We start from the raw sequence: 11,315 nt of genomic DNA on the forward strand, positions 1-11,315 counted from the left end.
AACCCTTATAGAGAAGGACATTGATGCGATTTTTGTCAATTGTTTTTGCTCTAGAGCGAACTAATCAATTAAGTCTCTTGCCAGATAAGGATTTAGTCGATTTATGCCCCCCTATCGAACCATACCAAGTAACGAAGAACCGGAGTTCGCAAGTTTTGTCTTGCTCTTAACTGGGCGGCAACTTCGGCAATCTCAAGGGAAATAGGTACAGTAATTAGGGTTTGCTGAATAATGGTAAAACCCTTTTAAAATAAGGCTTTTGACCTGTTAAAATCCGATGTTCATGCTGCGAAAATCGGATTGGGACCATCAAAAACCTGGCATTATCCTTATTGTAGTACATCAGTTGGTACAAAAAAGAGAGGGCAACAAAGCCTGAAACTCCCGACGACCGGCTACTGACGACCGGCTACTGACTCCTAACCCCACCAACAAACTTTTTCAGCAAACCCTAATTAAGTTTTCTTGATCAAGAAGAATATCACGATACTGGCAGGCAAGTTCTACATTACCTGAGCGTAATGGATGCACCAAAACTTCCGTCAGCGTCAACGTAGAGGTAACAACTTGAAACTCGCCTCGACTTAGCGCCCCAAAAAAGGCACGAACAAGCCCTAAATATGCCTGATTTTGCTCGATCAGGTAAATGAGTGGCGCGGTATCCAACCCCACAACTTGACCTTGTAGTTGCATCAGCCATTCCATGAGGCACGTTCCTGATTAACGTACTCTTGAGCATCAAGTCCATTCCAGATTTCTTTTCCTAGTCCTTCTAGTTCCATAATGCTATGCTTGGGCTTAACAAGCATAGGGCGACGAACCATTACAGCTAACTCTTTTAATAAGCGAAGTTGCTCGTCTGGGGTGAGATTCTCAACTTGCCGGCGAACATCTTGATAGGTAGTCATGCTCTTTACTCCCTGTTTCTTCTATTAATCATGTCATATTGCCCACAGATCACGGCTCCAAAAAGTAAGGTAAAATGCCTCCATATTTGTCTATATCCGATCGCACTCCCGTCCGTCGCTGTGCCTAGACGTTTTTAGCTTATTATCATTTGCTTGAATCAATGACTATGGTGCGTTCCCCAAAATCGATCGCTGCAGCGGTAGGACTCGCATTAAGGAACGCACTTTACCATATCTACCATAGCGGCGATCGCTGGTAGTTATAGCCAAGGAAACCTCCAAGAAAAATATGCAATCAGCACCCAAATGACTACAAAAAGAATTGAAATAAACTGAGGAAACCAAAGTGCTCTCAAATGAATAGGGTCATCTTTAGGAGCATTTGAACGCCATCGAGGAATAAGAACAGGGTCTAATTTTGAATTCTTACTAACTAATTCTAAACGTAATTTCCCCCACATATCAATAGTTTTTGTAGCACCCTGAATCATAAAATAAGACAAAAAAGATACAATAATTGCTAGGATCGGTAGCAAAAGATTAGAAAACCAGTTTGGTCCTTTGCTATTGCTGTAAGTAATAGCATATACAGTAAGTAAAAAAGATTGGCAAGTAATATACCAAGTTACACGACCCATTAATAAGCTATGTTCATGTTGAATTTCACTACGAAAATATTGAAACAATTCCCATGTTTTATTGGCGGATTCAGAGGTTTCTTTTAGGTACTCCAAACCTTCTCTGATATTTAACTCTTGAGAAGTAACTTCTGACTTGAATAATTTCCGAAAGTTTTTTAGTATTTTTATTAGCAATTTCATGAAATCACCCTTTGGTTAATTTTACTCTGGAGACTATATAAGTCTATGAACTCCGATTTTTGAGCGTAAAGATGGCAAGCTAACTATTAACTATAAAGAAAATTTGCCAACAACAATCCTTAGAGTAAGGATATGGGGAAACTTTCGACATATCACCCCGTTTTGTAGATTCCTGACAATCAGCTGAGATACAAAGAACTTTTCAGCGACCATAGCACGAATTATAATTCTTCAGGTAACTGAGCAGACTAACTATAAAGTTGCGATGGCGGAGCAAATTCTTTCTCTACTCTTGTACTTAATTGTCATTCTAACGGCTTTTTGGTTTATTAGCCCCCAAAAAACGCCCCGTAGTCATCCCGCCTATCATCTTGCCTGTTTACTAGAAGATGCTCCTGAAAGCTCATTAAAGGGTCAATTTTATCCCCTGGCTACTCCCTTGGCTACCCCGATCGCCTGTACTGTTCCGCAGGTGTGGCGCAGTGTATATAGGCAGTCTCTGGCAAAACCGGATATTAATTATTGGCAATGGCGCGGTATGCCCGAAAATGAGCAGTTTTGTCGGGAATTAGGGGAATTATTGCGGTTAAATCCGGCTAGAGGTTACGCTAAGGAAATTCTGGAAAGTCTGGCCTTGGGTCAAGATCCTTTTTATCATCTTTACTGGGATCTAAAAGCGATCGCTAATGGTAACTTTAACACTATTGGCACTAATAAACTAGCTGAGGGCAGATTTGCCCAGCGAGATTTGCGAACTCATCAGCAGATGCGGAGGGATTTTCGTCAATGGCATTTACAAGCTTGTGAACAGTTGGGAAAAGAGCGAGTTAAAGCGGTTTATCGGCGGTGTTATGGGTCAGATTGGTCATTAATCGCCCAAATTCTCTATCCTTCGCCCCGTTCCTTGGCCGTGATGATTATAGAGTCCGCTAATCCCGTTTGGTGGCGAGTTTTGGGGATTACTCCTTTTAGCACGACTAGCCGGATTGAGAATAATTATAAAACTCTCTTGTGTTATTGGCATCCCGATCGCAATTCTCATCCCAATGCTACAGAAATCACCGCCCATCTTAATCGCGCCTACGATTGTTATCAAAGTTTTCAGGAGATGAGTAGTCAAGATAATGCACCTTTGTGGACGAAAATCCGTCGCTGGATTCCTTAGACTTGACTCTAGTTTTTCCCTTGACTTTTTCCTTAACGAAAGAATGTTAGTCTAGGAACAATTTATGACCACGCTTGCACTCTCAGGGTAATGAATCTAGTGCTTTTAAACAATCGCTACCAAATTGTTAGTATCCTTGCTAGGGGGGGATTTGGGGAAACTTATATCGCTATCGATACGAATATGCCTTCTCAACGGCGCTGTGTGATTAAAAAATTGCAGCCGGCTATTCAAAGTGAGGGGATGCCAGAATGGTTAAAAGAACGTTTTCAGAAAGAAGCAAGCGTTTTAGAGGAATTGGGGGAACAAAATCGCCAAATACCCCGTTTATACGGTTATTTTGCCCAAGATAATCACTTCTATCTGGTGCAGGAGTGGATTGAAGGGGAGACACTAACCCAAAAACAGCAACGACAGGGAAATTTATCCTCCTCAGCAGTGCGGACGATTTTGGAGAATTTACTGCCTGTTCTTGATTTTATTCACAGTCGCCGCATTATTCACCGGGATGTGAAACCCGATAATATTATCTTAAGAAATAGTGATAATTTGCCCGTTTTAATCGATTTTGGGGTAATGAAAGAGGCAGTCGCCACCTTACTCGATCCTACGGGAAAAAGTGCCTATTCGATCGCCCTTGGCACCCCCGGTTATATGGCTTCGGAACAGGCTGCCGGGAGACCGGTCTTTTCTAGTGACCTTTACAGCCTAGGCTTAACGGCGATTTTTTTATTAACGGGAAAAACTCCCCAATATCTAGAAACTGACTCGCGCACGGGGGAAATTCTCTGGCGACAGGAGGCAGAAAATGTTAATCCTAATTTAGCTATGGTAATCGATCGAGCGATCCGTTTTCATCCCCGCGATCGGTTTGCTACTGCCAGGGAAATGTTGGCAGCTTTGGCAGAAATATCCCCCGATTTGTCCACCCAACCGACTATCGCGGTTTCTCCCCATAGTCCCCGATTAAAGTCCTCTACACCCCCAAAACCAACCGTCTCCCCCACTGTGGTTATTCAACCCAATTCTGGGGAAAAAAAGAATCCTTGGCTGTGGATTTTGCTGATTTTTGCGGTGACAATTGGGGCTTTTGCCCTAGGATATCGGGGATTTATGGCTCTTTTACCCAAAAATGAGGAAATTGAACCATTACCAACCCCTGAACCTTCTCCTAGTCCTGAAATCATTCCTCCTCCCTCCCAAGATTTTCCCCCTATCCGACGACCTTCTCGTCAACGGACTCCCATTTATTCCCCGACTCCTACTCCCTCCCCGACTCCTACCCCAGAGGTGATTCCTAGTCCAGAAGTGACTCCAGAATTAACTCCTAGTCCCACCCCAGAAGAAGTAATTCCTATTCCTGTTCCTCTTCCTGAAACAGATCCAAGTCCTCAAGTTTCTCCCCTTCCTTCCCCTTCTCCTTCCCCTTCCCCTGTTCCAGAGGTGATTAATCCCCCGGTTAATGAGGATAAAATTGAACCGATCGCTCCTCCTGTTTTATCACCTTCTCCTCTTCCCACGGTGGAAAATAGTAATTAATCTAAAAATACGGGTTTTTCTTTAAGCTCTAGCACGAAAAATTTGATTAGCAGTGAGGTTTAACTCTGGAAAAATCCCTGAAATAAGACGTTGATCCTGTTTAAATAAATTACCTTGATATTCTCCATCTATTAATTGATAGATAGAAATGGTGGGTTCTTTGGGGCTGCCGATATATCGGGCCGAACCTTTGGCTAAATAATCGATAATCCAATATTCGGCAATTCCTAATTGTTCGTAGTCGTCGAATTTTTTCAGATAATCATCTCGCCAATTGGAACTGACAATTTCAATAATTAATTTAGCTGATGTTGCCAGAGAAATTGAGGAAGCGGTTTCCCAATAGGGATCGTTAACTAGATTTTCTCTGTCTAAGACAATAATATCGGGTAGATAACCTGTATGGGGTCGAAGGGGTTTTACTGCCGCAGTATTAGGGATAAAATAGGGCAATTGCTGCCGATTTATCTCTAAGAATAGGGTTCCAGAAACAAATCCGCCAATTTCTTCGTGTTTTCCGATCGGTCGCATCATGGGCAATAATTTTCCTGCGATTAATTCGTATTGTTGTCCATCATCGGGATATTGATTGATATAGTCATCAAAAGTCAACAATTGGGGGATGGTTTGGGTTGTGGTCATGGCAGTTAGGGGAATAAGAGAGATGATTTTTCTAGATTCTAACTCGATTAACGACGTTGCCACCAAGTCAATCCAGCTAGGGTAAATCCTACTAAAGGCATCACTACCATCGCTATCCAAAAAATAGCGTTAGCTTGCAGGGGATTTAAATTGATTCTTCTATTTTCTGGTTCCTTGGCCCGGATAGATAAGGTGGCTGTTTCACCACTGGCTAACCACTGCACAGAATTTAAAAATATATCTCCGTTTAACTGTTGTTCAAACAGTCCATCGCTGGCAAAGCTGGCATTACCAATCACGATTAATTTACCTTTTTTTCCCGTCAGGGCAACTCCTAGATCAAAGGGGCCGGCTAAATCTTTTTCAGGGTTAAACTGGAGATTCTGATCATTTAAATCACTCTCAGCCCACATTTTATCATTAGTAATCATTAAAGATACGGCTTCAATTCCTTCGATGGGAACGGTAGCGATAGGACGAGCAAAGGGAAAGATAGAAATACCGTTGGCAAAATCGCGAGTAATCGGATGATTGCCGTAATTGGTAATAATGGGACTAGCCGGACCTAAACCGATAATTTCCCCGGCACCGGAAGCATCAATAATAATCCGATTATCCAGTTTCACACCCCAAGGGGTTAATAAGGGTTCTAATCCGGTTTCGGTTTGGGGGTCAATCATTAATAAAATTTTGCCCCCTTGCTCAAGATAGTTTTTTAAAGCGGTGACTTCCTGGGGAAATATTTTTCTTTTGGGACTGGCAATAATAATGACATCGGCATTATTGGGAATGGTGGAACGTTCCACTAGATTAAGTGGTTCTACTTGATAACCTTTTGCTTCTAAACTATTGACTGCTTGTCCTAAACCCCCTTGAGGTTCTTTGATGGCATTTTCTCCATGACCTTGCAGAAAGTAAGCGGTTAAAGTGCGATCGGTTTTAGCGGTTTCGATGGCGTTACTCAGTTTCGCTTCGGTGAGACTTTCCTCTTCACTAATAGTTTTTAGAGGTTGTTTTTTGTCACCATACTGTAGATAGACTCTAGACAGATTATCATCAGCTAGTTTTTTAAATTCTTGGACAATATTGGGTTTTTTCTCGGGATTAACTATCTCGTACTGAAATTGGGGGTTTTTGCGTTGATAATTGGCTAAAAGTTCCTCTTCGTTGCCACTGATTCCCCGGGTTGAAAAAATCCAGACTTTGACGGGTTTTGACAGATTGGTTAATAGTCTTTCGGTTTGGGGGGATAAACTAAAGATTTGGTTTTCGGTTAAATCAACTCGATAGGGATAACGGAGGGCGAGAAAGTTAATTAAACCAATAACGCTGAGGACAATAATAGTAGTAATGAGGGTTTGAGTGCCGGTGCGGGTACTTCTTTTTTGCCAAAAGTCTTTGGAAGTGATTACTAATAACAACAGCCACCCTAGAAACAAAATAGCTCCGGCAATTAATAACCCCAGAGAGAGGGATGACCATTGACCGGAGATTAACCCCACGGTTAAGCCGGCACTACCCAGAAATAGGGCGGGTATATAGAGAAATTTACCGTATTTTTGCCAGGATCTCATAGTTAGTTTCTTTGATAACGGTCCGCTTCGATCGCTTGAGTAGTTAGGAAGATTCCCAGCAGAATATAACTGAGGAGGATGACTAAACTACTACTGTCAAAAATTCCCCGCACGAAATTGTTAAAGGGTTGATACCAAGATAGATGGGATAGTAATTCTTTCAGGAAAAATCCGATCTGTTCTCCCACTTCTCCTCCGATGCGATCTCGAAAGAAGGTTTCGGCATTGTTAGCAATTACATCCAGTATCCAGATAAATAAGATGGTGATAAAGGTGATGATGTAAGCAAGGATAGAACTATTGGTGAGGGAAGATATAAACATCCCGATGGCTAGGATGGCCGCTGCCAGTAAAATTAATCCTAGATGAGCTAGTAAAATACTGGCTATATTTACTGGGGGAACTGCGGTACTAAAAACCACTATTTCGTAAATCCAGAGGGGGGTAATCATCACGGTAAAAAAGGCTAACACTCCCAATAATTTACCGATGGCTATACTCCAATTAGTCAGGGGAGAAGTGGCTAAAAGTTCTAGGGTTCCCTGTTTTTTTTCCTCTGCGTATAATCCCATAGACAGGGCTGGCAAAATTACCAACAATAAAGAGGATAAAATAATGCCGATGAAAGTGGTCATAAATTCAGACACCGTATCTCTGGCTACCAGAAATCCCGATTGTTCTTGGATACCAATATCGAGAATAATGCCGTAGAGAAGGGAGTTAAAGAAAAATCCTGCTACTAACCAAAATATCCCCATAATGATATAGGCATTGGCGGCGGTAAAATAGCTTTGAAATTCCTTGCGAAAAATCGCCCAGATATTATTGATCATGTCTCTCCTCTTGCTGGTTACTTTCCCCGCTGCCGATTACTTCCAGAAAGATGTCTTCTAGGGTTTTACGCGTGCGACGCATTTCTAATAGGTTATAACCATTGTTGACAACTATTCTAGCAAGTTCTGCCCCTAGGTTTGTCCCCGCTTGACCAACAATTTTGAGCAGATTATCGCCGACTTTTGCCCCTTGCTCGACTTGCGGCATTTGTTGAAGGATTTCTAACAGGGAATCCCTATCACCTTCGATCTCAATTTCATAACTGGAACCAGCAGGGGTAGCGGTAGTAATATTATTGGCTACGATGCGACCCCGATTAATAATTGTCGCTCGATCGCAGGTAATACTCACTTCTGGTAAAATATGAGTGGAGAGAATAATTGTATGTTCTCCCGCTAAACTTTTAATTAGATTTCTCACCTCGATAATCTGTTTCGGATCCAATCCTACTGTCGGTTCATCTAAAATAATTACCGGTGGATCGTGTACAATCGCTTGGGCAATTCCCACACGCTGTTTATAACCTTTGGATAACTTGCGGATAATAACTTTTCTTTTTTCTAGTAACTGACATTTACCTAAAACTAAATCTACCCGCGCTTTTCTATCCCCCGATGAGATGCCTTTAATCCGCGCCACAAAATCAAGAAAACTTTCCACGGTCATCTCTGGATACAAGGGGGGATTTTCAGGAAGATAACCAATGCGACGACGCACTTCTAAGGATTGTTGATGCACATCGTATCCTGCTATCCTTGCTGTTCCCGTCGTGGCGGGAATATAACCGGATAAAATCCTCATGGTCGTGGTTTTTCCCGCTCCATTTGGTCCTAAAAAACCGAGAATTTCTCCTTTTTCTACGGTAAAATCCACGTCACTGATTGCCGCGGTAGAACCATAAATTTTACTCAGATGTTCGACTTCAATCATAAGCTTTATCAGTTGGTAAAGAGGAGGCAGGAGACAGGAGACAGGAGCGGGGAGAATATAATAGACCTCGACCTCATATTATCTCAAGACCAAAAGTCTTTCTAGTTAAGGAATCTACCCGAATAAAAATTATTTTAATTGCCTCAGATTTTTTCAGTGAAATTGAATTAGCAACGATATACATTCCAGTTCTCGAACTATTTAGTTAGTACATAAACTAAAGGCAAGCTGTGACTGGGTTATAATTTTTGGAGATGTCTAATAAATAAAAGTAATGCCCTCATTACTGATAACTGATTTTTCCTAGACTATGATCCCGATTAATTTCTACCACTAGATGCGCTTGTTTGAGCAGGGGTGGCAGAAATAATTGCGGATGTAAACTTTTCCAAAAATACTTGACAAATTCCTCGATTTCTGATGGGGTCATACCTCCTTTTGTTTCGGCTGCCTGTCGCCATTGTAAACTGTAACGGTAGTCAAGGGGATAAAGAATCAGTAAGCGATCGATTTTTGACCAGAGGGGTAGATATTCTCGCAATCTTTGATTATTATCCCTGGCCAATTGTCGGTCTTCTTCGCTATTAATCGGATCGGGGGCATGATCAAAGACTGTTTCTTCTATTGGATTCATGCCCACAAACCAACCCTCGAAAAAAAGAATATCAACTCGTTCCACTTGTTCCGCTGCAATTCTATCTCCTTGTCCTTGATGCAGGGACTTGTCAAACCGCGGGATTAAAATCGGACTTTTTTGCTGACAAACCTGTTCTAAAACTTTAATTCCTAATGCTATATCATGAGTACCCGGTGGACCACGCCAGCGCAATCTTTCATCCTTTTGACGCAATTTTATTCGCTCATTATAGGTCTTATAAATATCATCTAAAGAGAGATTATTTACTTTTAAATCAAAATAGGCTAAAATAATCGACATTATGGATGTTAAGGTGGTCTTTCCCGTGCCTTGAGGGGCCAAAATGCCTTGAATCAACGGTTTTGCGTGGCTGCGTAGCTGTAGCGCCCAGGGAATCCAGAAGCGCCAACAGCTGATCAAAATCTGATTTGGCTGATTTATCCCTAACTCCTGACATTTTTGCCAGACTCGCGGCCAGAGAATCATTAGTAGTTCCGCCCTTTCCTGTAGGATGAGAGGGTTAGTCTGCTGAAAACTTAAGGATTCGATCTCTAGTAAATCTTCTAGATCCGCCTGACTTAAGGGATTTTCGTCGATTAATCCCCGTAAAATCGTCAAAATCTTCATAGCTGTTATATCAGAATTAGCAAAAAACTGTCCCGATGATTCAGGAGTAATTCTCTGGGGTTAGCCACCAATACCAGCAGATTAATCCCGCTCAAGATTTTTTTTGAGAGTGTTTTTTAGGGTTATTTGCCCAAAAATGAAGGGTTCGCAGGCAGGCATGGATTCCCATTATATATATGAGTATATGTCAAGTCCCGTTTTCAGTCAAGGGGTTTGGCCAAAAATCTCTAGCTTTGTCTCCAGTTTCCCAATCGGTTAGACTAAGAATTATTAACATTACTTAACAAAACAGCCGATGAATACAGCTGCCCTGACGATAAAGCAAAATTGGCAATGGCAAGGACATTCGATACACTATGTGCAAGCGGGTACTAGAGTTGCGGGAAAACCCCCTTTACTATTAGTCCACGGTTTTGGCGCTTCCACCGACCATTGGCGAAAAAATGTGCAAGGTTTAGCCTCAGAATGGGAGGTATGGGCGATCGATCTGTTAGGATTCGGTAGATCAGCTAAACCGGATATTGTCTATAGTGGCAGTCTTTGGCAGCAACAATTAAACGATTTTATCAAGGAAGTTGTGGGCCAACCGACGGTTTTAGCCGGTAATTCTCTGGGGGGTTACGCTTCTCTCTGTGTGGCTGCTAATCATTCCGAGAATGTTCGGGGATTAATTCTCCTCAATAGTGCCGGTCCCTTTAGCGAGACAGAAAGCAATCGTCAGCCTAATTTAGCACAAAAATTACTGCGATCGATCTTGCTGCAACCCCACGCCAGTTATCTCTTATTTCTCTATACCCGTCAACCCAAAACTATCCGCAAAACCCTAGAGAAAGTATATCTCGATCGCAGTGCCATTACCGAGCAGTTAATAGAAGATATCCGTCGTCCTTCCCTGGATGCGGGAGCAGCCAAAGTTTTTGCTTCTGTGTTTAAATCTCCCCGGGGGGAAAATGTGGATATTCTCCTGCAAAAGTTAAGTTGTCCCCTGTTGATGTTATGGGGTGAAGGGGACCCTTGGATGAATACTAGGGAACGCGGGGCCAAATTCCGTCAATACTATCCTTCTCTGACAGAATATTATCTAACTGCCGGTCATTGTCCCCACGATGAAATTCCCACAGAGGTTAACCGGTTGATTAGTGATTGGATGAAAAGCTTATAGGTAGTTAGGGACTGGTTATCAGGTTTTTATTTTTTTGACGCTCAAGTAGTCGTGCAAAATTAATTTCCTAGTCGAGACAGGATACAGGATACAGGATACAGGATACAGGAGACGGGATACAGCTATTAGGGATCGGATTTGAGTTTTCAGTTCTCTGTTTGCTCACCACCGCAGAAGCCTGACGGAGTAGTGGCTTAGATGTGTAATTAATTGTGCTTAGATACTTATCTAACCTGAAAAAAGAGGGTTCGCAGGCAGGCACCGATTCCCATTCTATATATAAGTATCTGTCAAGTGCGGGGATTTGTCAAGGATTTTTTTGAAAAAATCTGCCGGAATTTCAGGGGAGAAAATCGGAATCGAGGATTTGTTCGGGACTATAGGGGCAGCTTTCGGCAAAGATAGCGGCCGGTAATTGGCTTTTTTGTCGGACTCGCTTCACTGCTTTGGGGTAAATAACGGCGATTCTGGTTAAA

Annotated in this window: 13 protein-coding genes; 4 read left to right on the forward strand and 9 right to left on the reverse strand. The window is 42.2% G+C overall.

Annotated features, from left to right (window positions below; genetic code table 11):
* Positions 1 to 32 precede the first annotated feature (32 nt).
* Positions 33 to 170 (forward strand): hypothetical protein, encoded by a 138-nt coding sequence (locus O9332_RS23455; RefSeq protein WP_288027647.1) that lies wholly within the window; start codon positions 33 to 35, stop codon positions 168 to 170.
* Positions 171 to 441: 271 nt separating this feature from the next.
* Here the strand turns inward: O9332_RS23455 and O9332_RS23460 are convergent, their stop codons facing one another.
* From O9332_RS23460 to O9332_RS23470, 3 genes are all read right to left on the reverse strand, one after another.
* A complete protein-coding gene (locus O9332_RS23460) occupies positions 442 to 705 on the reverse strand; it encodes a type II toxin-antitoxin system VapC family toxin (protein WP_288027645.1) in 264 nt (87 codons plus the stop codon).
* Complete coding sequence (locus O9332_RS23465; protein WP_002746864.1) at positions 693 to 908, reverse strand: hypothetical protein; 216 nt, start codon at positions 906 to 908, stop codon at positions 693 to 695. The genes O9332_RS23460 and O9332_RS23465 overlap by 13 nt, the downstream gene beginning before the upstream one ends.
* 260 nt (positions 909 to 1,168) lie before the next feature.
* The gene (locus tag O9332_RS23470) at positions 1,169 to 1,729 is read right to left on the reverse strand and encodes a RipA family octameric membrane protein (RefSeq protein WP_287700679.1); all 561 of its coding nucleotides are present in this window, start codon (positions 1,727 to 1,729) and stop codon (positions 1,169 to 1,171) included.
* 265 nt (positions 1,730 to 1,994) lie between these two features.
* Between O9332_RS23470 and O9332_RS23475 the strand changes: the two genes are divergently transcribed.
* Positions 1,995 to 2,894: a J domain-containing protein gene (locus O9332_RS23475; protein ID WP_288027646.1), complete on the forward strand. Its 900-nt coding sequence runs from the start codon at positions 1,995 to 1,997 to the stop codon at positions 2,892 to 2,894.
* Between the two features lie 90 nt (positions 2,895 to 2,984).
* On the forward strand, positions 2,985 to 4,433 hold the full coding sequence (locus O9332_RS23480; protein ID WP_002757409.1) for a serine/threonine-protein kinase: 1,449 nt from the start codon (positions 2,985 to 2,987) through the stop codon (positions 4,431 to 4,433).
* A 21-nt stretch (positions 4,434 to 4,454) separates the two neighbouring features.
* On the opposite strand, the gene O9332_RS23485 is transcribed toward O9332_RS23480, so the two are convergent.
* From O9332_RS23485 to O9332_RS23505, 5 genes are all read right to left on the reverse strand, one after another.
* On the reverse strand, positions 4,455 to 5,075 hold the full coding sequence (locus O9332_RS23485) for a Uma2 family endonuclease (protein WP_002757411.1): 621 nt from the start codon (positions 5,073 to 5,075) through the stop codon (positions 4,455 to 4,457).
* 47 nt (positions 5,076 to 5,122) lie between these two features.
* Positions 5,123 to 6,649 (reverse strand): GldG family protein, encoded by a 1,527-nt coding sequence (locus O9332_RS23490; protein WP_002757413.1) that lies wholly within the window; start codon positions 6,647 to 6,649, stop codon positions 5,123 to 5,125.
* A 2-nt stretch (positions 6,650 to 6,651) separates the two neighbouring features.
* A complete protein-coding gene (locus O9332_RS23495) occupies positions 6,652 to 7,482 on the reverse strand; it encodes an ABC transporter permease (RefSeq protein WP_002757415.1) in 831 nt (276 codons plus the stop codon).
* Positions 7,472 to 8,413, reverse strand: coding sequence for an ABC transporter ATP-binding protein (locus O9332_RS23500; protein WP_002757417.1), 942 nt, complete (start codon positions 8,411 to 8,413; stop codon positions 7,472 to 7,474). The genes O9332_RS23495 and O9332_RS23500 overlap by 11 nt, the downstream gene beginning before the upstream one ends.
* A gap of 283 nt (positions 8,414 to 8,696) precedes the next feature.
* Complete coding sequence (locus O9332_RS23505) at positions 8,697 to 9,677, reverse strand: hypothetical protein (RefSeq protein ID WP_002757418.1); 981 nt, start codon at positions 9,675 to 9,677, stop codon at positions 8,697 to 8,699.
* Positions 9,678 to 9,972: 295 nt separating this feature from the next.
* Between O9332_RS23505 and O9332_RS23510 the strand changes: the two genes are divergently transcribed.
* Positions 9,973 to 10,839 (forward strand): alpha/beta fold hydrolase, encoded by an 867-nt coding sequence (locus O9332_RS23510; protein ID WP_002757419.1) that lies wholly within the window; start codon positions 9,973 to 9,975, stop codon positions 10,837 to 10,839.
* Positions 10,840 to 11,179: 340 nt separating this feature from the next.
* Here the strand turns inward: O9332_RS23510 and O9332_RS23515 are convergent.
* A partial coding sequence (locus tag O9332_RS23515; protein WP_353853440.1) for a DUF29 family protein occupies positions 11,180 to 11,315 on the reverse strand: 136 nt, incomplete at its 5' end.

It is taken from the genome of Microcystis sp. LE19-10.1B (assembly GCF_027530565.1).
Classification (GTDB): Bacteria; Cyanobacteriota; Cyanobacteriia; order Cyanobacteriales; family Microcystaceae; genus Microcystis; species Microcystis aeruginosa.

Bases quoted from the DNA above. Each gene is read 5' to 3' on its own strand.
- O9332_RS23460 (WP_288027645.1), bottom strand. From the start codon at position 705: ATGGAATGGCTGATGCAACTACAAGGTCAAGTTGTGGGGTTGGATACC.
- O9332_RS23465 (WP_002746864.1), bottom strand. From the start codon at position 908: ATGACTACCTATCAAGATGTTCGCCGGCAAGTTGAGAATCTCACCCCA.
- O9332_RS23470 (WP_287700679.1), bottom strand. From the start codon at position 1,729: ATGAAATTGCTAATAAAAATACTAAAAAACTTTCGGAAATTATTCAAG.
- O9332_RS23475 (WP_288027646.1), top strand. From the start codon at position 1,995: ATGGCGGAGCAAATTCTTTCTCTACTCTTGTACTTAATTGTCATTCTA.
- O9332_RS23480 (WP_002757409.1), top strand. From the start codon at position 2,985: ATGAATCTAGTGCTTTTAAACAATCGCTACCAAATTGTTAGTATCCTT.
- O9332_RS23485 (WP_002757411.1), bottom strand. From the start codon at position 5,075: ATGACCACAACCCAAACCATCCCCCAATTGTTGACTTTTGATGACTAT.
- O9332_RS23490 (WP_002757413.1), bottom strand. From the start codon at position 6,649: ATGAGATCCTGGCAAAAATACGGTAAATTTCTCTATATACCCGCCCTA.
- O9332_RS23495 (WP_002757415.1), bottom strand. From the start codon at position 7,482: ATGATCAATAATATCTGGGCGATTTTTCGCAAGGAATTTCAAAGCTAT.
- O9332_RS23500 (WP_002757417.1), bottom strand. From the start codon at position 8,413: ATGATTGAAGTCGAACATCTGAGTAAAATTTATGGTTCTACCGCGGCA.
- O9332_RS23505 (WP_002757418.1), bottom strand. From the start codon at position 9,677: ATGAAGATTTTGACGATTTTACGGGGATTAATCGACGAAAATCCCTTA.
- O9332_RS23510 (WP_002757419.1), top strand. From the start codon at position 9,973: ATGAATACAGCTGCCCTGACGATAAAGCAAAATTGGCAATGGCAAGGA.